The organism is Streptococcus mitis, assembly GCF_009496285.1.
Taxonomy (GTDB): Bacteria; Bacillota; Bacilli; order Lactobacillales; family Streptococcaceae; genus Streptococcus; species Streptococcus mitis_BP.
Window position 1 is genome coordinate 1 of the sequence record NZ_WIJK01000006.1, and the last position, 22,178, is coordinate 22,178.

The window sequence follows — 22,178 nt, forward strand, 5'->3', positions numbered from 1 at the left end:
TTGGTGTCTTACGAGCTGGTGTTGTTACATCTACTGGTTGTGATGGTTTCTTATTAGGTTCTGTTACTGTTCCTGTACCTGGGACATCTTTCTTAGGAAGGTTGTCATTTGGCACTTCACCTGAACCGTTGTCGCCAACTGTTACTGTGATTGTAGTTGGGTTTCCATCTTTATCTTTACTTGGAATTTCTACCTTAGTTCCTGGTAGGTATGGTTTTCCATCTGGTTTCTTAGGCGTTACAACTGCATCACCATTTGGTTTACGTGTGATTTCAATCTTACCTGGTTTTTCAGTTTCAGCGATTTTGGTTGCTACCTTAATTGGGCTTAGTTCTGACTCAACATTAGGCTGTCCTGGCGTTTGAACAGTTGTTTTAGCTGTAATATTCCCTACTGGAATTGTTCCTGTGATTTTCGCTTTTCCATTTGTCACAGTACCTGTACCAATGGCACGTCCTTCCGGAGAATAAAGCGTTACAGTAGAGCCATCTTTTACCCCCTCATGAACATTTACTACAACTTCCGTGTTAGGAACTTCTGCTTTACCAGTCAAATCTGTTTCAATCGTCGGAGCTTTTGGTTTAACAATAATAGTTACTTGCGGATTAGATTCAGCTACTGATTTATCTGGATGGGTTGCTGTGGCTGTGTATTTGAAGACACCTGCTGTATCTTGGACAACTTTTGGCGCTTCTCCTTTCCATCCCCATTCTACTCCAACTCCACGTCCTTTTGGTGCTTCTGTGTATTGGTTAGAATCTACACGTCCATTCCATGTCTTTAGTGAATCTCCAACTGTAACAGTCTCTGTTTTACCTTCTAGTGGGTACTTTTCTGCTTGTTCATGTATTTCAAAAACAAAGTATCCTGTTGTGCTGTTAGTTCCGTCTGTTGAAATTGCACGGGCAGTATACTTCCCTTTCTTAACTTCTAGACCAACTTTTCCTGTTACATTTTGTCCTAATGGCGATTCTTCTGTTGCTGTTCCATTGACAGGTGTAAAGCTAAAGCCACTTTGGAGGTTTTCCAATCTGAAGTCCGTCACTTTACCACTATCATCAATTGTGATGAGACGTGTGTTCACTGCATCACCACGATAGAGTGGAATAACAACATTTTGACCGGCCGCATGAGTGTAGCCTAACTCTTGTCGACTGCCATCGTCTTTAAGCCAGTAAATCTTTGGTGGAGTTGTATCACGTGGTGTTATCTTAGCTGGAGTTGTTACATCAGGAACTTCAACAGTTGGTTGACCTGGTTCTGTAATCTTACCTATACCTGGGACATTACCTTCAGGTAAATCACTATTAGGTACTTTACCTTTACCGTCTTTACCGATTGTGACTGGGATTGGCTTGTCACCTTTACCTGGGATTTCTACCTTAGTTTCTGGTGGGTATGTTGAGCCATCTGGTTTCTTCGGTGTTACTGTAACGTCACCTGTCTTAGGATCTTGATTCAACTCTAATGTTGGTGTAATAGATTGTGTAACCTTGACAGTTGATGTAAACTCCGCACTTTGTCCAACGTTATTGACAGACTTGACCTTGACCTTATAGTCGCCAGGATCTGAAGCAACACGACCTGTGATAATAAGCTTGTGCTCATAATCACTCACTTTTTGAACTTCAACTTTTTGATCTTTAAGTTCCAGCTTACTATCCACTAACTTGATAGAATCAGCTGGATTATAACCTAGTTTTGGATCACCAAGTGAAAATCCTGCTAGATTATCTTTAGTTGTAAATTCAAGTCGAATTTCCTTACCTTTTTCGATAGTTTGATCAGCCCCCGTCACCTTAGGAGATGGCAAACCATACCATTGCATATCATTTCGGTGGGTGCTGAACTCATAGGAGCGCATCCCTGCTGCATACATGAGTGGAGTCCCCTCAGCAGCCTTGGTTTTGAAACGAAAGATATAGTTTGATGCACTATCCTTAGTTCTACCACGATAATCAATATCAAAATGATAAACTCTTTGCGTATGCTGGATCAACCAATCCTTCAAATAATCTGATACCAGAACATCCTTCTCCGTTGTCGTACGGGCACCACCTGTACGATTAAAATAGAGTGTATCAGGTTTTGAAATGATTTCTTCAAATGTTTTAATCTCTCCATCAGCACCTTTCCAGAAAGCATCGGTAGTGGCAGCTTTGCCCCAAGCCTGCTCGATAGCTCCACCAGGGGTACCAATGTTAACATCCTTAGACGTAGAGCTAACCTGATCTTTAAAGATGTCGTATAAGTTTCGTGGTAATCTTCCTTGAGTTTCAATACGTCGTTTTCCACCAGAACCACCCCAGTAACTACCAAATGATGCCGAACCGTCGTCTACCAAGGTATGACCAGTTGGAATGGTAAACCAAGCATGGGCATTTTGGTGGTTTTCAGGATTACCTTCAAACTCAATGACCCAATCGTATGTATCTCCGTTTTTAGTGACATCAACCTTAACGACATCCTTGACATCCTTAACTCTTTGTTTATCCGCAGTATTTTGGTTACGGTCTCTAAAGAGCATGGTACCAGCTGGATAACCTGAGCCATCTCCTTCCTTTGTGAAGTAGAGCCCAACAGCATTGTCATAGGTTGCCCCCGCATCAGCGCGAAGCGTTGTCCCAACTGGGATAGCTGCGCCATTACGGACGTCATTACGCCCAGAAGTCAAACGATTACGTGCAATCATAACAGAGCTTTCGTTACGTTTGATGACACGATTCATATCCTCAACATCACGAAGGCTAACTTCTACACCACCAAATGCAGACTTGGCTACGGCAACTTGGGCGATAGCTTTCTCCAAGATTTCACGTGTCAAGTCATTCTCAGGTGTTTGGGCGATAGTCTGCTCCAAACGTTCAATAGATAATTTGAGACTAGCTTTAGCTTTTTCCAGTTGCTCAGCATTAGTATTTTCTGAAGTTTCCTCAGACTTAGCTGAAATTTCTGAAGTTGGCTTCGCTACTTCTGGCTTGATTTCCGGAGTTGCTTCCTGTGTGCTTTCGTCATTTTTATCTTCTTTGACTTGAGGAGTTTCCACTGCTCGTAGCTGGTCCAAAACATTGGTCAAGCGAGCTACTAAAGCGTCCACTTCTTCTTGACTCACTTTTGAATCAGCGAGAGTCAGTTCAGCCTTAACAAGTTCTTCCTTAGCAGTAACCAAAAGATCTGTATTCGCAGCTTCCTTGACGTGGAGCTGGTCTTTGATCTGTGCCACAAGCTGACTTGCAACAGCTGTATCCACTTTTACAGAACTAACAGGCTCTTCCTTATCTTGCGATGCTAGCGGACTAGTATCTTGAGTTAAAGCCTCTACATGAGGTTTGTCGACAGGTGTTACGCTATCCGCACTAACGACACGCGCACCCAAAAACATCAGCGCTGCAACAGCAACTGAAGCCGCACCGAAGCTATACTTACGAATAGAGAAGCGTAAGACTTTTTCCTGTTGTCGACGCTTTACTCTACTTAGTGAATTTGATTTTTTTTCCATCGTTCCTCCTTATATTAAAGACAAAATCAAATTGAGAAGCAATATTCCCTCTGGGGAATAATACAATAAAAATTACTATGATGACCATCTCTTAACACATCATAGCTATTTCAGGCAAATTATACCATTTTACATTGATTTAAACAAGCATAAAGCCATTCAATCTCTCGAATAAAGCGCAAACATATTCGAATGTCTATAATACATTAATATACATTTTGTTTAAATAAAACAGAAAGATTCTCCTTTCTGATGACATTCTCTATATATCAGATTGGCAAGTGTACTAATCGCTCACCGATTGAGAACTTTTGGGAACATTTCAAAACTGAGCACTAGGATTAAAGACATACAGTATTTTGAGAGCGGATTGGTACGAATACTGATGTCTCCCTTTTTCAAAAATAAAACAACGACCTTGTACTTCTTCAAATGAGGAACAAGGTCGTTTCTTAATCTTTTATTTCATCGTTCACTTAACAGTGAGTAGTTCAAACTTTAACGAAATGCTTATTTTAGTCTTCTTTTTTCTTTCCAAACGCAAGTCCAAAGCTACTTAGCATACCAAGGAGTCCTAAAGATGCAAGAATCATATCAGATTCTGTTCCTAGTATTGGCAATACATTTTGAGAATCATTTGACTTAGATTCCTTATCAATAGTAGCTGTAGTAGATCTGTGATTTGCATTCGGACTAACAGCATCTTGAATTGGAGTAGCTAGTGGATCTGTGGATTGACTAGAATCACCATTAGTATCAGGTGTTACTGGAAGAACTTGAATTGTATTTGAACTTACTTTTCTGAAAATATGTGTGATTATAGGTTCTTTATCATCGACTTCAGTTCTTAAAAATTCATATCTCGGAATTACTCCATGACCAGCTGCTCCTGCATCTCCTGTCTTAACTGATGATTTCAAGACATTCCCATCCTCATCATTCCATCTAACCTCAATCATTAGCTCTGGCAATGCAATTGAACCCGATAATGCATCGTTTTCAAAAGTTGTTACCTTAGGAACTTCCACAGATGATTTACCTGGTTCAGTAATCTTACCTGTACCTGTTTTTTCTACGTTTGGTAGATCACTGTTTGGTACTTTACCTTTACCATCTTCATCGATTGTAACGACGATTGGATTACCATCTTTACCTGAGATTTCTACCTTAGTTCCTGGTGGATATGTTGACCCATCTGGCTTCTTCGGTGTCACTGTAACATCACCTGTCTTAGGATCCTGTTCTAACTCTACTTTTGGTTCTTTCGTTTTCCCATAAGTTCGAACGGTTGTTGGAGTTACCTTACCTGTTTTTGGATCAACTTCATAGGTAGTGATATCAATCACATCGCGACCTTCAGAATCTTTAGATTGTTCAACCTTAGTTTTCGCACCAACTTTAACGATTGTCTTACCTGCTGGGCTGACTACTGGGGTGCCAACGTGTTCTGTGATATGACCGTCATTTGAATCTACATCGTAAGTGGTTGTTGTAACTGTTTTACCTTTAGCTCCTTCAACGCGTTCGTTAGGTGTGTCAACTTCTCGTTCACCATCTCTAACATACTCAACTTCTGGTTCAATCGGGATTTCTACTACTTTGTCCTTCGCTGCGACTTTAACGACTGTATTCGTTGGTTCTTTCGTACGAACTGGTTGACCTTCACTTGCTGTAATCTTTCCAGTATTAGGATCCACAGTGTAAATGGTTGTGATAGTGTCTTCACCATCTTCACCTTTAACAGTAGTTGAGGCTGCACCTTTTTCTTTCGTATCATCTTTTTCATAGACAATAGGTGATGGTACTACTCTCTTCTCAACCGTTGGTGCTTTCGTTTTCCCATAAGTTCGAACTGTTGTTGGAGTTACCTTACCTGTTTTTGGATCAACTGCATAGGTAGTGGTATCAATCACATCACGACCTTCAGAATCTTTAGATTGTTCAACCTTAGTTTTAGCACCTACTTTAACGACTGTCTTACCTGCTGGGGTGACAACTGGGATACCAACGTGTTCTGTGATATGACCGTCGTTTGAATCTACATCGTAAGTGGTTGTAGTAACTGTTTTACCTTTAGCTCCTTCAATACGTTCATTAGGTGTGTCAACTTCTCGTTCACCATCTCTAACATATTCAACTTCAGGTTCAATTGGGGTTTCTACTACTTTGTCCTTCGCTGCGACTTTGACAATTGTTGCTGTTGGATTTACTACTACTGGTTCTGCTACTGTTTCTGTAATGGTTCCATCTGCTGGATTTACTTCGTAAGTAGTTGTTACTGTGCGTGAACCTGCTTGGCCTGCTTCTTCTACATTGTCTTGGCCTTTTTCCCGCGTATCATCTTTTACGTATTTTTTAGGTGATGGGATTTCGGTTGTTTCTACTTTATCCTTCGCTGCGACTTTAACGACTGTATTCGTTGGTTCTTTCGTACAAACTGGTTTACCTTCACTTGCTGTAATCTTTCCAGTATTAGGATCCACAGTGTAAGTTGTTGTAATAGTGTCTTCACCATCTTCACCTTTAACAGTAGTTGGGGCTGCACCTTTTTCTTTCGTATCATCTTTTTCATAGACAACAGGTGATGGTACTACTCTCTTCTCAACCGTTGGTGCTTTCGTTTTCCCATAAGTTCGAACGGTTGTTGGAGTTACCTTACCTGTTTTTGAATCAACTTCATAGGTAGTGGTATCAATCACATCACGACCTTCAGAATCTTTAGATTGTTCAACCTTAGTTTTAGCTCCTACTTTAACGATTGTCTTACCTGCTGGGCTGACGACTGGGTTGCCAACGTGTTCTGTGATATGACCGTCGTTTGGATCTACATCATAAGTGGTGGTAGTAACTATTTTACCTTTAGCTCCTTCAACGCGGTCATCAGATGTGCCAACTTCTCGTTCACCATCTCTAACATACTCAACTTCTGGTTCAATCGGTGTTTCTACTACTTTGTCCTTCGCTGCGACTTTGACAATAGTTGCTGTTGGATTCACTACTACTGGTTCTCCTACTCTTTCTGTAATAGCACCTGTAGTAGGATCAACACTATATGTTGTTGTGATAGTGCTTGAACCTGCTTGTCCTGCTTCTTCCACATTTGGTTGATCTTTGTCGCGTGTATCATCTTTCACATATTTCTTAGGTGATTTGATTGCTGTTGTTTCTACTTTGTCCTTAGCTGGAACTTTAACAATTGTTTCTGTTGGTTCTTTCGTACGAACTGGTTTACCTTCACTTGCTGTAATCTTTCCAGTATTAGGATCCACAGTGTAAATGGTTGTGATAGTGTCTTCACCATCTTCACCTTTAACAGTAGTTGAGGCTGCACCTTTTTCTTTCGTATCATCTTTTTCATAGACAACAGGTGATGGTACTACTCTCTTCTCAACTGTTGGTTCTTTCGTTTTCCCATAAGTTCGAACTGTTGTTGGAGTTACCCTACCTGTTTTTGGATCAACTTCATAGGTAGTGGTATCAATCACATCGCGACCTTCAGAATCTTTAGAGTGTTCAACCTGAGTTTTTGCACCAACTTTAACAATTGTCTTACCTGCTGGGGTGACGACTGGGGTACCAACGTGTTCTGTGATATGACCGTCGTGTGAATCTACATCGTAAGTGGTTGTAGTAACTATTTTACCTTTAGCTCCTTCAACGCGTTCATTAGGTGTGTCAACATCTCGTTCACCATCTCTAACATACTCAACTTCAGGTTCAATCGGTGTTTCTACTACTTTGTCCTTCGCTGCAACTTTGACAATTGTTACTGTTGGATTTACTACTACTGGTTCTCCTACTCTTTCTGTAATGGTTCCATCTGCTGGATTTACTTCGTAAGTAGTTGTTACTGTTCTTGAACCTGCTTGTCCTGCTTCTTCTACATTGTCTTGGCCTTTTTCGCGTGTATCATCTTTCACATATTTCTTAGGTGATGGGATTTCTGTTGTTTCTACTTTGTCCTTTGCTCCCACTTTTACAACTCTAGCTATTGGTATAGTTACGACTTCTGGTTTGCCTTTTGATGGAGTTAGGGTTCCATTTACTGGGTTTACGCTATATGTTGTGGTGACTTTAGTTTGTCCTGCTTTCCCTAGAAATTGAACGGTAACAGTACCTTTTGGACTGTTCTCATCTTTTAAATAAACTGGTTTGGGTTCAACTGAATTATACTCAACTATATCCCTCGCGCCACCTCTATTGACTACTTCTTCCTTCTCAGTCGAAGTAAGACTGCCAGTTTTTGAGTTTACTGTGTAGCTCGTTGTCTTCTTAACAACATCGTCTCCTTTTTTAATGTATTCTACTTCGTCCTTGGCTGCGACTTTGACAACTGTTTCTGTTGCCGGTTGCTTAACTACTGGTTGTCCTACATGTTCAATAAGATCTCCAGTGTTAGGATTGACACTATAAGTTGTTGTTACCGTCTGTTCTCCAGTTTTACCAGGCTCTTCAACATTAACTTGTCCTTTTTCGCGTGTATCATCTTTTACGTATTTCTTAGGTGATGGGATTGCTGTTGTTTCTACTTTGTCCTTAGCTCCATCTTTCTTGAAGATTTCATCAGTTGTATTCTTAGTAATGTTTTCTGTATCAGGATCCTTGATACTAACAGTTGTTGACTTAATGATGTCATTTCCGAGTTTGCTATATACAACAGTTTCTCCAACTTTTTCTAGAGACTTGGCTGTAGTAATCTTAGGATTTTGAAAACCTATCCCATCTAAGGAAATTCGTTTCCCAGAAATAAACTCTGGTCGTCTATTAATCATATCGGCTTCAAAATAAGAACGGGAACTATGCCCTCCTTTTGTATCCCCAACATTTATAACAACATCACTATCATTACTGACACTTTTTCCTATAGTAGAATCGTTATTAACTATATAATGGGTCAGTTTACCTGACTTAGCTATTTTTTTACTATCTAAACCTTTTTGCCAAAACGCAGATGATGAGAGAAGACCTGTCCTCACTTTTGGAGCATTAAATGTTGTTCCTTTTTTTAATACATTATTATAAAAGTTTCTATAAGCCAGCTGTTCTTTAGTAGACATGACTCTGCTGTCAGAATATGCCAACTGATAGGCTTCAACCATTGCCCGTTGTACTAAATATCCTCCCAGAGAATGTCCTGTTAGATAAAGGTTGGTGACACTCTTATCCTTGGCTAATTCACGCATAATTTCTTCTGCTTCTATCGCCTGTTTAGGATTACTCCCTGTTCCAAGTGTTATATCAGCACCTATATCTTTAGAATCACTAGTCCCACGAAATGCTAGTACCTGGGCAGTTCCATTTGGTAAATATAAGAAATCGCTCTTAGTCTCAAATAATACAGCATCAAGTCCACTGGATGTATGATAACTTTTCTTTCTTTCCCAATAAGGTCCCAATTCCCTATTCATCATCATATATTCATAGCGTGGTTTACTTTCACCTTTCTTTTTGTATAACTCTGCTTCTGTTAAAGGTCTCTTATGATCCAGTACTCTGTCAATGTACTTATCGTCACGGTAAGCCAATTCCATGAACATAATCATATCACGTTCACTTACATTCCATTTTAATTTTTCATCTGGCTTTTCGTCACTATCAATAATCCCATCACCATCAGTATCCTCTAGTAACGGATGACTATTATAACCTACATACTTTTTACCATTTTTTTCATAAATATAGAGTTCTTCTTTATCACTCAAATAATCGTTATCTGTATAACCATTCGGTTTTAACTGTTCTCCATCTAGTAATAGGCTATCATACTTATCCCCTTCTGAACCGATTATTCCTGCTTTGATTTTTTTAGCATCTTCCTCAGTCAATTCATATTTTTTAATCTCAGTAGGATTTGATGCTGCTCTAACCTCTGGAGCACTTGATCTGTCTTCACCAGCCACCAAAGTAGTTGCCGTCGAATTGATATTTTCCTTACCACCGGAAGTATCTAGAACTGTCTCTTTTGTAGCTACTGTTGAAATCTCTTTAGCATCTATCTCAGAAGAAGCATTGTTTCGATGTTCTGAGATACTTTGAGCTTCTTCTTTGATCTCCACAGTCGGCAGAGAATTGTCAGTTTCAGAATTAACTTCTATCCCTGTATTATTATCATTATTATTTTCCGTAGAAGCTAAGACTCCTTGAGTTGGAGCAAATAAGGAAACCCCTATTAGTACAGATGCCACTCCAACAGAAAACTTTCGAATCGAAAAACGTTGGCGTTTATTAAAGATATCTTTCATGTTACCCAATTCCTTTTTAACTATCATTTCTATATATAATATAGAAGGTGTCAACATTTTCTGTTAACAAAATCATACTTTTTTATTTTCCTAAAATTTAGGAACTTTACTCTACTTTAATACATCACATTTTAAATCCTTTCAATCTTTAAATAACTATTTGTTGTAATAGCTAAACCCAGTCCCCCTGTTAATCAGGCGGGTTATTTAGGTTACGGACAGAACCGCTAATTTTAGACTTCCAAACAACTCTGTAAAAAATAACAAGGTTATCTTTTTCTCTTTTATCATCTAGGTACATTTCCCCATCCATATGAAGATCAATAACTTGCTGTTAAAATTTCAGTAAATTAAGAAAGAAATCTAAATATTACACTTTCTATACTGCCATTATATCACAAAGAGTTCATTAAAGGAAAAAAATCACCATTCTTGATTCTCTAGAAAACCAAGAAATGGTGATTCTATGTTAATTTTCTTGAAGCTCGATGACAATTTCTTGACCATTTTCTTTTTCTTCCACAACTACTTTCTCTTCCAGTTGTGATTTAAAATGATTCAAGGTTTCTTTTGAAGCTTCAGTCGCTTGTTGAGCATGATATTTTGCTTTATCAAGAACAGTGTCAAGAGTAATTTCCCCAGATTCAATCTGCTCTTTTGTTTTAAGAACAAATTCTTTGGTTTGTTCTTTGACATCCGTTAATTTTTCACAAACCTGCTCTTTAGCATACTCAGGATCTTCTTTTAGATCTTCTAAAAATTCTTGTGCATGGCTTCTCACTTGCTTACCTTTATCACTTGTTAAAAACAAGGCTGCAGCAACACCTGAAACAGTTCCTAGAAAGATAGATGATAGTTTACCCATTAGCTTACTCCTTTTTTATTTTTTGAAAAATTTACTTGCAACTCGAATAGCTGACAAGCCTGCGCCAGTCTTCAATGTTTTTGAACCAGCAGATGATGCCTTTTTACTCAAAACACGCGCTTGATCATTAAGGTCTGATACAGAAACAGACAAATCAGCCACTGCTGTAAAGAGGGGGTCAATCGTTGCCACTTTAACGTTGATATCATCAACCAGAACATTGACCTTTGTAAGCAATTCATTTGTTTGATGAAGAGTTACATCTACATCTGATGTTAAAGTTTTAACAGTTTTTTCAGTTTCATCAATTACACGACCAACTTTTTGAAGGGTAATAATCAGATAAACTAAAAATACAACCAAGGCAATTGCCACAATAATATAAGCCACTTCTAACATTTTAATTCTCCTTTTTTACATTATAAAATGGTGCTTTTTCCCGATTTTGATAAAAGATGATATAAATACCAAGGCCAATCAATAGGGCAGACAACCACTGGGATACTCGGAGCCCAAAGAACATGAGACTATCCGTACGCATTCCCTCGATAATCATACGTCCAAATCCGTACCAAATTAGATAAAAGGCAGTGATCTGACCACGACGGATATTCTTTAATCGGCGTCTAAAAATGACAATCAAGGCAAAACCGATCAGATTCCAGATAGATTCGTATAAGAAGGTTGGTTGGCGGTATGAGCCATCAATATACATTTGATTCTTAATAAAATCAGGTAAGTAATCAAGATTTTCAACGACTGCTCCATAAGCTTCTTGGTTAAAGAAGTTTCCCCAACGCCCTAAACTCTGAGCAATCATGACGCTCGGAGCTGCAATATCTAAGAAATCCCAAGTATTGATTAATTTGCGATCAGCAAAGATATAGAGAACAATCGCTCCAGTAATTAAACCGCCATAAATCGCAAGACCACCATTCCAAATAGCAAAAATCTCTCCCAGATGTTGGCTATAGTAATCAAATCTAAAAATAACATAGTAGAGTCTAGCACCAATGATGGATAAAGGAAAGGCAATTAAGATAAAGTCCAAAATATCATCAGATAAAATCTTCTTTTTAGGCGCTTCTTTACTGGCAAGGTATACCGCTAAAACAAGACCTGAAACAATGCAGAGTGCATACCATCTAACAGCTAAAGGGCCAATTTGAAAAGCAATTGGATCAATCATCTTTCACCTCGTTCTTTGCAATCAGATTTGTCAATCTTTCTTCAAACAATCGAGTAGCATCAAAGCCCATTTCCTTAGCACGATAATTCATCGCTGCTGCTTCGATAACGACAGAAATATTACGTCCTGTTTTTACAGGAATGCGGATACGCGGAATGGCTACTCCAGAAATCTCCAATTCTTCAGCATTATTGCCTAGGCGATCAAAAGTCTTTTGTGTGTCATAATTTTCTAGATAGACAGCCAACTGAACTTGTGAAGAATCCTTAACTGCACTGGCACCATAAAGACTCATCACATCTATAATACCAACACCACGAATCTCAAGTAAATGCTTCAAGATTTCAGCTGGTTCACCCCAGAGAGTCATTTCATCCTTAGCAAAGATATCTACACGGTCATCCGCTACCAAACGGTGTCCTCGTTTCACGAGTTCTAGACCTGTCTCACTCTTACCAATACCACTGTCGCCCTGGATTAACACACCCATACCATAGATGTCCATCAAGACACCATGTACACTTTCACGCTCAGCCAAACGAGAATCTAGGTAACTTGACAATTCCCCAGACAGACGACTTGTTGCTGTACGACTCGTTAAAATAGCGATTTTACATTCTCTAGCAGCCTTTAGCATTTCCTCTGGAACTACTAAACCACGCGCAACAATAACTGCAGGTGTTTCTGGTTGAAACATCTTTTTCAAAACCTGGTAGCGGTTATGAGAAGACATACTAATCAGATAAGACCACTCTTTCATTCCCAAAAGTTGAATCCGCTCTGGAGTATAGTAGTCAAAATACCCCGTCATTTCAAGCCCTGGTCGCGTAATATCCGCAGTATTGATTTTCTTTTCAAGTAATTCAGTCTCACCATAGACAATGTCTAGTCTGAGCTTATCAATCACTTCTTTGACTAAAACCGACATAATTTTCTCCTTCAATCAAGTTCTTCCCTCTATTATATCAAATTGTAGGAGGAAGTTTCAGAATTTTGCAGAATTTATAGGATTTATTTAAAGCAAAAAAGACTAGATTACTCTAGCCTTTCTTATTAATTAGAATTTTTTACGTTTACGAGCTGCTTCTGACTTACGTTTACGTTTTACAGAAGGTTTTTCATAGAATTCACGTTTGCGTGTTTCTTGAAGAGTACCAGCTTTAGTAACTGCACGTTTGAAACGACGAAGTGCATCGTCAAGAGATTCATTCTTACGTACTACTGTTTTAGACATTTTTTTCACTCCCTTCAAGTTCAAGATCTATTCTATTTTACACGGAATAAAGAAAATTGTCAAGAAAAAAATGAAATTCTCCCAAATCATTCAATTTAAAATTTACAAGATTTTACCATTATGTCTAGCCTAGTTCTCCACTTCTAAGGTTTGTTCTAAACAAACACTTAATTTTTTAATTTCTAACCCCATGTGGTCTAGGTACTCCCAATAATCTGACGGTAGATCAAAAATGGTATATAAGTCCTTGCTGTCAACGTGATCAACAAGATGTTTCAGTATTTGCTCTCGAATAAAATATAAATCCTTTACTTGACCTAAACTAATAGCTTCCAGCTTTGCTAAATACTGACATAAAGCAGAAAGTGAAGAACAATCAAATTTGTCTTCTTCATGTAAAAAATACAAAAAATTTTGATTTTCAACCCTTATCATATTTGAAATATATTCAGAGCAAAAAACCACCCAATCCATAGGATCGAATGGTTTTTAATGATTAAAATCTTATTTTTTTAACAAGCTGAGTGCTGCTGCATCTGCGATAATGGTCACATCTGGATGGTTTTGTAGGCTACTTGCCGGTAGACTTTCTGTCACAGGGCCTTCAACAGTTCCAGCGATAGCTTCTGCTTTTGATTCACCATAAGCAAATAGAAGGATGGACTTAGCATCCAAAATGTTCTTAATCCCCATTGAAATAGCTTGGGTTGGAACATCTTCAATCTTCTCAAAGAAGCGCGCGTTAGCTTCGATTGTAGACTGATCTAGCTCTACAAGGTGAGTTTGGCTATCAAATGGTGTGCCTGGTTCATTAAAGCCAATATGACCATTGCGGCCAATCCCTAAGATTTGTAGGTCAACGGGATGGTCAGCAAGAATTTGGTTGTAGCGTTCTACTTCTGCTTCTGCATTATCCTTGACACCACGTGGCAAGAAACTTTCTTTAAATGGCTTCTTGTTGAATAGATTTTCTTGCATAAAGTAACGGTATGATTGAGGATTGTCCCCATCAAGACCTACGTACTCATCCAAGTTCACACTTGTAAGATTTGAAAAATCAAGATCGCTCTCAACGATTCGTTGGTAAAATTCCAGAGGGCTACTTCCTGTTGCAAGTCCCAATGTTTGTGCACCGTTTTCCAATTTTTCTTTTAAGATATCAAAAGCAACTTTTCCACCTTCAATTGGATTTTCCACTTGAATAACTTTCATAATTTTGTCCTCCATATTCTTTATTTTATTATATGGTATAGACCAATTTTTGTCAAGTGAAAACGATTTATTTTTGTTGAAAATATGACAGTAGCCTCAAAACAGCTACTGTCTTGTCTCATTTGATTCTTAAAACCTTGATAGACTTGACAAATAGTAGGAAAGAGCCAAAAAAGCTCGATAATATTTGTAATAGGCAAATTCCTATAGATATTATGGAGCTTTTTATTGTATCGAATTGTCAAATGAAGAGCAGATAGTAGATTGCATACAGAATAGTGCACTGTGACTTCTAAAACATTGCGAGAAATTGATTTGACTTCCTTAATCAATTTATCCAGATTTTATTTCACTTCACTATACTTTCAAGGTCTATTATTTAGTATATCCTCCGACAAGTGAATGGTATCATCAACTAACATGAGATTGCTAGCATTGAAAGAATTTTTTTAATAATATTAGCAACATATTTATTTTACAAAAAATATTAATCATAAAAAATCTTGTTCATCTATACTGAATCTATAAAATATATTTTTTTAAAGTATTTGATAAAGCTTGATAACCAGCGACACTGAGATGAAGACCATCCGTTGTATAGTCTGCCTTGAGTTGCCCCTCTTGATCGAGTAAGTTCTCAAAAACAGGCACAAATTCAACCTGCATATAGGCAGAGGCAAGGTCTTGATAGGCTTGGTTCCAAGCCTTGATTTTCTCATTGGTACGAATATAAATAGTCTGCTTGAAGTCCGTACTCTCATTGACCGGCAAAATGGAAACTAGCTTAATCTGTGACAGCGGATAGTCACGAGAAATACTTTGAATCACACTTTCAAGATTTGTTAATGCTTGACTCATTGGAATATCTTTCCCAATGTCATTGGTCCCAATCAAAAGTACAATTTGATCCACTGCATCGCCATAGAGATGAGCATCAAGATTTTCTCGTAAAAGTCCCGTCTGGTAGCCTCGAATCCCTCGATTCACAATGGTTTTTGACGTTCCCAATAATTCTTGCAAGGGATAATACTCAATAATAGAATCTCCAATAAAAATGATATCTGGTTCAATTATCGAGATTTGATTAAGTTCACGATACTTGTTTTGGATTTTTTCTTGCTCTTTTAGGAGCCACGTTTCTAACAACTGCACTGCCATTTCATTCTCCTTTTTCTAGCCAGTCTTCCAAAACCTGATAAACTCCTGCCTGACTATTGGATGGAGCAAAGTCAGTTGCTACTGCTTTGGCCTTGTCGTCGGCATTTTCCATGGCATAGGAAATTCCAGCTAATTGAAGCATTTCTACATCATTTTCACTATCACCAAAAGCCATGATTTCCTCAGCTTTGATGTCCCAACGCTTGAGTAGCTCTTGCAAGCCCCAGGCTTTATGAATACCAGCCTGAAGAATATCGATACAGCCATAACCACTTGAGACAGCCTGAACATGACCATTAAAGAGCTGATTGATTTCCTCTAAAACTGAGTCAGAGCGCTCCTCACCGACCACCAAGCTCATTTTTAACACTCCACCAAAAAGATGAGATTCTAACTCTTCCACAAAATTCATACGCTGATAAAAAAGTTCAATCATCTCTGGAGTCATAAAATTTTCAAGTTGAGTAAAGACGGTGCCTTCTTTTACAAAACCACCATTCATACTGGTCACTACAAACTGATCTTGGCATTCTCGTCCCTTGAAAAATTCTAAAGCCCGATTAACCATGTCATCATCCCAAGTTTGAGCCTGTAAAAGTTGATTTCCTTCAAAAATTCTCGCCCCATTAGCTACAATCAAAACTACTCGCTCTGTCAAATGCCCTAGTAATTGTTTCACACGATGAATCTCATTTCCAGTCGCAATGACAAATCGAATTCCCCTTTCTTCTAGATGATCAAGAATCTTCTCCAAACGAGGTAAATCTACTTGACCTTTGGGATCCAATAAGGTTCCATCCAGGTCTGTCGCAATTAATTTTATCGTCATCTCGTCTCCTCTAAGAAATACCACTACCACTTCAAGCCAACATGTTCATTCATTTCTTTGTAGGCTATGTCAACTCTCTCCTTGGTTTCCTCATCCAATTTTTCACGATGAGCTCCACCTTCTATAAAATCTTCCAAGATATAGGTCTGATAAAGAAAAAGTGGATAGCCGTCAGGTGAATAGGTGCCTTTTGGAGTACGGTTAACCCAAGTTGGATGAGCCTCTGCAGTCTCAATAGTGGTCTTGCCTGCTTTCTTCTTTATGGTTACGTCCATGAGGACCCCACGCTCCGTCCATTTGGCATTTTCCTCATCCTGCATGGTTTCAATCCGTTGATTAGATAGGAAATTGCCCATAGAGTAGATAATGAGTTTTTTATCTCCATCTTTTTCAACTGTTTCAGCTGGTTAAACAACGTGAGGATGCCCTCCAAAGATAAGGTCAGCTCCCCAGTCAATCATCTTGTGGTAGAGAATCTTTTGTTCTTCAGTTGGTTCTAATTGATACTCAATTCCCATTTGCGGCATGACAACGGTTATGTCTGCCTCTTTTTCAGCTCGCTCAATTTCAGCCTTCATCTTATCTTCATTTAAGTCGGACAGGTAATTATTGTAATCCTCTTTAGAGATATATTCCTCGATACCATTAAAGCCATAAGAATAGGCTAGGAAAGCAACCTTAATACCATTTACTTCCTTAATCACTAAAGGCGCCTTATCACGCGCTTCATGGGCATATACTCCAATTGGAGTTATGCCTGCCTTTTCGATCACATCCGCTGTAGAGATAACTCCTTCCAACTGGGAATCCAAGATGTGATTGTGGGCCAAGTCCAGCACCTGATAACCAGCATCCTTTATCGCATCCATAACTTCTCCTGGAGCATTAAATAAAGGATAGCCTGCTAGGTAATGGTCCTTACTAATAGTCCCTTCAAAGTCTCCTATGACTAGATCAGCCTTCTTAAACCAAGGTTTGACATAGTCAAAATTTTCATGAAAATCATAGCTCCCATCCTCTTTTAGAGCTGTACGATAAATAGGAATATGATAAAGCAAATCTCCATGAGCCATTATACGAGCACTGGTTTCTTGCTCCGTATCTGCATTCTTTTCCTGAGAATTTAACTTTTTCTGTATAGCACTTGGATCACTACTGCTTAAAGAAACCCCTCGAGCTCCTTCTACTAACAAAGTCGTGACCATGGAGAGAGCTACGAAAGCCAACAAAACTACAATAAAAGTTCTATTGCTCCACTGCTTATAGTTCCTGAAAAATCGAACAGAATGTCTAATAGCATGTAGAACAGGACCTTTTTTTCTTTTTCTACTACGTTGTTCCAAATTTTTTCTCCCTGTTTTTTGATGCAAGTCTCCTTAATTTATTATACCATAGACAAGATAGTATTTCATCTGGAGAATGCATCCTGATAGAACTAATGTGCTTTCATTTTAGGCTATTTTGTGTTATCATGTAAAGTAAGAAAAGGAGAGAGAACATGTCTGCTATAGAAAGAATTACCAAAGCTGCTCATTTAATTGATATGAAAGATATTATCCGCGAAGGAAACCCAACTCTTCGTGCCGTTGCTGAAGAAGTCAGCTTCCCCTTGAGTGATCAAGATATCATTCTCGGAGAAAAAATGATGCAATTTTTAAAACACTCACAAGACCCTGTTATGGCTGAAAAATTAGGGCTACGTGGAGGAGTTGGTCTTGCTGCACCACAACTCGATATCTCAAAACGCATCATCGCTGTTTTAGTTCCTAATATCACCGAGGAAGGTGAAACACCTCAAGAAGCCTATGACTTACAGGCTGTTATGTACAATCCTAAAATCGTCTCACATTCAGTCCAAGATGCTGCTCTAGGTGAAGGAGAAGGTTGCTTGTCTGTTGACCGTGCTGTTCCAGGTTATGTTATCCGCCATGCTCGAGTAACTGTTGACTATTTTGATAAAGATGGAGAAAAGCACCGCATCAAACTAAAAGGCTATAATTCTATTGTAGTTCAACACGAAATTGACCACTTAAATGGCATTATGTTCTACGATCGTATCAATGAAAAAGACCCATTTGAAGTTAAAGATGGTTTGCTCATTCTTGAATAAAGAAAATCCCGTTGCAAGACGGGATTTTGTGTTATAATGAAGATATGAAAACAAACGATATTGTCTATGGCGTTCATGCCGTCACAGAAGCTCTTTTAGCAAATACTGGAAACAAACTCTACCTTCAGGAAGATTTACGAGGAAAGAATGTGGACAAAGTTAAGGAATTGGCTACTGAAAAGAAAGTATCCATTTCTTGGACTTCTAAAAAATCACTTTCTGAGATGACTGAAGGAGCTGTTCACCAAGGTTTTATCTTGCGCGTTTCTGAATTTGCCTATACTGAACTTGAGCAAATTCTTGCTAAGACACGCCAGGAAGAAAACCCACTACTACTAATCCTTGATGGTTTAACGGACCCACATAATCTCGGTTCTATCTTGAGAACAGCGGATGCAACCAATGTTTCAGGTGTCATCATTCCCAAACATCGAGCTGTCGGTGTTACTCCCGTCGTAGCAAAAACAGCAACAGGTGCAATTGAGCACGTTCCTATAGCTCGCGTGACCAATCTCAGCCAAACCTTGGACAAACTCAAGGATGAAGGCTTCTGGACATTCGGTACTGATATGAATGGAACTCCTTGCAACAAATGGAATACCAAAGGAAAGATTGCTCTCATCATCGGAAATGAAGGCAAAGGTATTTCAAGCAACATCAAGAAACAAGTAGACGAGATGATCACCATTCCTATGAATGGTCACGTACAGAGCCTCAATGCCAGCGTTGCTGCTGCCATTCTCATGTACGAAGTCTTTAGAAATCGACTCTAATAAAAAGTGAGGTTGGGACAAAAGATTCCAACCTCACTTTTTATTAGCAATCAAACTTTGACACGGCAGCTGATTGAACTTTTTGTTCGTCTTTTAGACTCCAATAAGCTCCTAATCATCCTCGCGGGGCTGGGACTACGAAATCGAGACTTTGTCTATCGATTTCTGTCCCACCGCCTTTTTAACTATGTTCAGTAATATATTTATAAGCTTCTTGACCTGCAATAGCGCCATCTCCAACAGCTGTTGTAACTTGTCGAAGGTCTTTTTGACGAACATCACCAACAGCAAAAATACCTGCAACACTTGTCTTCATGTGATCATCTGTCACAATCCAACCCGCTTGGTCTCGAATCTGCAACTCTTGGACGAAATCACTAACAGGGTCCAATCCAACATAGATGAAGACACCGCCAAAGGCTTGTTCTGTCACTTGTCCTGTTTTAACATTTTCAATGGCAACCGACTCAACACGGTTTTCACCCTTGATTTCTTTGACAACCGAATCCCAAATGAAGTTGATTTTTTCATTGGCAAAAGCTCTATCTTGCAAGACTTTTTGAGCACGAAGCTCATCCCGACGGTGAACAATGGTTACAGATTTTGCAAACCGTGTTAAAAAGATAGCCTCTTCAACTGCTGAGTCACCTCCACCTACGACCAACAAATCTTGGTCACGGAAAAAGGCTCCATCACAAACCGCACAGTAAGAAACACCACGGCTATTAAGTTCCTCTTCACCTGGAACACCCAAGAGACGATGTTTAGAACCAGTCGCTACGATAACTGTGCGCGTTTCATAAACTTGGTCGTCAGTTACGACTTTTTTGAATTCGCCATGGTCCTCAACATTTTCAACAAAGCCATAGAGATGCTCAACACCCAGATTTTCAAGAGGTTCAAACATCTTTTCTGCTAATTCTGGGCCACTGATATTGGCATAGCCTGGATAGTTTTCAATGTCAGAAGTATTATTCATCTGACCTCCTGGAAGGCCCCCTTCAATCAAAGCCACTTTCAGATTACTGCGTGCTGCATACAAGGCTGCAGTCATCCCAGCAGGACCTGCACCGATAATAATCGTATCGTACATTCTCTTTCCTTCTTTCTTGTTGTAACTATTTTTATTCTAACGGATTAAATCCCATTTTACAACTATTAAGCCTTGAGAACCAACAAGATGCTCATGGTTGCAAAAGACAATACTGGAATGGTCAAAACTCCAATCATAATCATATCGTAGAGATGGGCTTGACGTGCTTTAGCAGTTTTATCAACCCCCGACAGAGCTCTAAGTCCAATCCAGAGTCCCAAAATAATCAAGACCAGTAGAATTGTCAACACTAAACTCTCTAAATACAAAGCAAATAGCTGAACTAGCATGCTCTCTCTCATTTCTATTAATTTTAAAGAGCAAACCCAGTTAGCCTAGCCAACTGAGTCTTTCTTATCTTCTATTATATCAAATATAGGTCCGTTTGTAACTAGCAAAGAATTCTTTTGTTCGTTCTTCTTTAGGATGATTGATAATCTCATCTGGTGTTCCAGACTCAATAATCTTTCCTTTATCCAAGAACAAAACCTTATCAGCTACTTGAGAAACAAAGGACATATCGTGACTGACCAAAATCATAGTTTGACCTGATTTGGCAGCATTAGCAATAGATCGTTCTACCTCACCAACCAATTCTGGATCAAGGGCTGAAGTAGGTTCATCCAAGAGCAAGATTGCTGGCTTCATGGCTAAAGCACGCGCCAAAGCTACCCGTTGTTTTTGTCCACCTGATAAGTGGCGAGGATAGTGCTGTTGACGATCTGAAAGACCAACCTTAGCCAGCTCTTCTTTGGCAATCTTAGTTGCTTCTTCGTCGGAAAGTTTTTTAACAACTACCAAACCTTCCTTGACATTGTCTAGGGCTGTTCTACGTTCAAATAAGTTGAACTGTTGGAACACCATGGACAACTTGCGACGAAGAGTCAAGATCTCATCTTGAGTAATTTGAGAAAAGTCAACTTTAAAGTCATCAATCTGAATGCTTCCACTATCAGGTGTTTCCAGATAATTTAGGCTACGAAGAAAGGTAGATTTTCCTGCTCCAGATGAACCAATCAAAGCAACTACTTCCCCTTTTTGAATATCTAAATTCAGATGATCCAAGACGGTTTGACCTGAAAAGGATTTGCTTAAATTTGAAATCTTAATCATTAGCGAAGGTCTCCTTTCACATCTGTTTTCACATTATCTGGTGCTTCGATTGCCATTTTTCTCTCAATAAAGCGACCAAGATTTTCAATAGCGATATTTACCACCCAGTATACAAGGGCAACTGAGATGAAACGTTCGAAGTAACGGTAGTCTGCACCACCCAAAATCTGAGCTTGGGCAAAGACTTCTACAACACCCGCACTAAAGGCTAGGGAAGTACCCTTAGTCAAACCGATTAGGGAGTTAATCAAGGTTGGAGTCGCTACTACCGCTGCATTTGGAATAATGACTCGACGATAAACTTGTGCACGTGTCATTCCAAGACTACGAGCGGCTTCAATCTCTCCAGGATTAACAGAAAGAATAGCGGCACGGATAGTTTCACTAGCGTAAGCTGCTTCGTTAAAAGCAAAAGCTACAATTGCAAAAGCTGCAGCCGGAATCGCATTGATATTAAAAGCAGTTCCCCATTGTTGATTCAACGCTTTTAATGCTAGAGGAATTCCATAGTAAGTCAACATCAGCTGCACTAGGATTGGTGTCCCTTTTAAGAAACTAACAAAGAATGCTTGTAATGGATAAAGAATTCTAACGCGATTAATTTTTACAATAGCAAAAACCAAAGCCAAGATGATACCAAAAAAAGCACCAAATACTGTCAACATCAATGTTGTTGGCAATTGTTGTACAATTCTTGGAATCCCATCAAAGACAGAACGAAAACTGAACAGTTTACCGTCTGGAATATACTGCATCAAGTTTTGGTACCAATCTGATGCTAAAAGTGTTGTAACATTCATAGAAACATCCTCTCCTGATAATGAATCATTCTATCATACTTCTGCCTAGATTTAAAATATT

At 39.0% G+C, this 22,178-nt stretch carries 17 protein-coding genes and 1 pseudogene; 2 read left to right on the forward strand and 16 right to left on the reverse strand.

From position 1 onward, the window contains the following. From GEZ89_RS02915 to GEZ89_RS02970, 12 genes and pseudogenes are all read right to left on the reverse strand, one after another. Window positions 1-3,499: YSIRK-type signal peptide-containing protein (locus GEZ89_RS02915; protein ID WP_153224904.1), on the reverse strand; the 3,499-nt coding region annotated here is incomplete at its 3' end. A 515-nt stretch (window positions 3,500-4,014) separates the two neighbouring features. Beyond that, on the reverse strand, window positions 4,015-9,741 hold the full coding sequence (locus GEZ89_RS02920; protein WP_153224905.1) for a G5 domain-containing protein: 5,727 nt from the start codon (window positions 9,739-9,741) through the stop codon (window positions 4,015-4,017). Between the two features lie 469 nt (window positions 9,742-10,210). Beyond that, window positions 10,211-10,606: a YtxH domain-containing protein gene (locus GEZ89_RS02925; RefSeq protein ID WP_153224906.1), complete on the reverse strand. Its 396-nt coding sequence runs from the start codon at window positions 10,604-10,606 to the stop codon at window positions 10,211-10,213. A 15-nt stretch (window positions 10,607-10,621) separates the two neighbouring features. Next, on the reverse strand, window positions 10,622-11,005 hold the full coding sequence (locus tag GEZ89_RS02930; RefSeq protein ID WP_153224907.1) for a DUF948 domain-containing protein: 384 nt from the start codon (window positions 11,003-11,005) through the stop codon (window positions 10,622-10,624). A 1-nt stretch (window position 11,006) separates the two neighbouring features. Then, the gene (lgt, locus tag GEZ89_RS02935) at window positions 11,007-11,795 is read right to left on the reverse strand and encodes a prolipoprotein diacylglyceryl transferase (protein WP_153224908.1); all 789 of its coding nucleotides are present in this window, start codon (window positions 11,793-11,795) and stop codon (window positions 11,007-11,009) included. Beyond that, the gene (gene hprK / locus GEZ89_RS02940) at window positions 11,788-12,723 is read right to left on the reverse strand and encodes an HPr(Ser) kinase/phosphatase (protein ID WP_194251822.1); all 936 of its coding nucleotides are present in this window, start codon (window positions 12,721-12,723) and stop codon (window positions 11,788-11,790) included. The genes lgt and hprK overlap by 8 nt, the downstream gene beginning before the upstream one ends. A 129-nt stretch (window positions 12,724-12,852) precedes the next feature. Then, on the reverse strand, window positions 12,853-13,029 hold the full coding sequence (rpsU, locus tag GEZ89_RS02945; protein WP_000048054.1) for a 30S ribosomal protein S21: 177 nt from the start codon (window positions 13,027-13,029) through the stop codon (window positions 12,853-12,855). A gap of 129 nt (window positions 13,030-13,158) precedes the next feature. After that, window positions 13,159-13,464: a hypothetical protein gene (locus GEZ89_RS02950; protein WP_153224910.1), complete on the reverse strand. Its 306-nt coding sequence runs from the start codon at window positions 13,462-13,464 to the stop codon at window positions 13,159-13,161. Between the two features lie 69 nt (window positions 13,465-13,533). Continuing rightward, entirely contained in the window at window positions 13,534-14,241 is a 708-nt protein-coding gene (locus GEZ89_RS02955; protein ID WP_049508421.1) for a glucosamine-6-phosphate deaminase, read from the reverse strand. A gap of 522 nt (window positions 14,242-14,763) precedes the next feature. After that, entirely contained in the window at window positions 14,764-15,399 is a 636-nt protein-coding gene (locus tag GEZ89_RS02960; RefSeq protein ID WP_153224911.1) for an SGNH/GDSL hydrolase family protein, read from the reverse strand. 1 nt (window position 15,400) lies between these two features. After that, complete coding sequence (locus tag GEZ89_RS02965) at window positions 15,401-16,228, reverse strand: HAD family hydrolase (protein WP_153224912.1); 828 nt, start codon at window positions 16,226-16,228, stop codon at window positions 15,401-15,403. Between the two features lie 23 nt (window positions 16,229-16,251). Then, a pseudogene (locus GEZ89_RS02970) lies at window positions 16,252-17,571 on the reverse strand (CapA family protein). 155 nt (window positions 17,572-17,726) lie between these two features. On the opposite strand from GEZ89_RS02970, the gene def reads away from it, so the two are divergent. Continuing rightward, window positions 17,727-18,338 (forward strand): peptide deformylase, encoded by a 612-nt coding sequence (gene def / locus GEZ89_RS02975; RefSeq protein ID WP_001272935.1) that lies wholly within the window; start codon window positions 17,727-17,729, stop codon window positions 18,336-18,338. Between the two features lie 44 nt (window positions 18,339-18,382). Then, complete coding sequence (gene rlmB / locus GEZ89_RS02980; protein WP_153224913.1) at window positions 18,383-19,111, forward strand: 23S rRNA (guanosine(2251)-2'-O)-methyltransferase RlmB; 729 nt, start codon at window positions 18,383-18,385, stop codon at window positions 19,109-19,111. Window positions 19,112-19,292: 181 nt separating this feature from the next. On the opposite strand, the gene trxB is transcribed toward rlmB, so the two are convergent. From trxB to GEZ89_RS03000, 4 genes are all read right to left on the reverse strand, one after another. Then, window positions 19,293-20,204, reverse strand: a complete 912-nt coding sequence (trxB, locus tag GEZ89_RS02985; protein WP_045762918.1) for a thioredoxin-disulfide reductase — start codon at window positions 20,202-20,204, stop codon at window positions 19,293-19,295. Between the two features lie 65 nt (window positions 20,205-20,269). Beyond that, window positions 20,270-20,494, reverse strand: coding sequence for a DUF4059 family protein (locus GEZ89_RS02990; protein WP_000960970.1), 225 nt, complete (start codon window positions 20,492-20,494; stop codon window positions 20,270-20,272). Window positions 20,495-20,573: 79 nt separating this feature from the next. Continuing rightward, window positions 20,574-21,317 (reverse strand): amino acid ABC transporter ATP-binding protein, encoded by a 744-nt coding sequence (locus GEZ89_RS02995; RefSeq protein WP_045762917.1) that lies wholly within the window; start codon window positions 21,315-21,317, stop codon window positions 20,574-20,576. Further along, window positions 21,317-22,117 (reverse strand): amino acid ABC transporter permease, encoded by an 801-nt coding sequence (locus tag GEZ89_RS03000; RefSeq protein ID WP_045762916.1) that lies wholly within the window; start codon window positions 22,115-22,117, stop codon window positions 21,317-21,319. Before GEZ89_RS03000 ends, GEZ89_RS02995 begins: the two co-directional genes overlap by 1 nt. Window positions 22,118-22,178 lie beyond the last annotated feature (61 nt).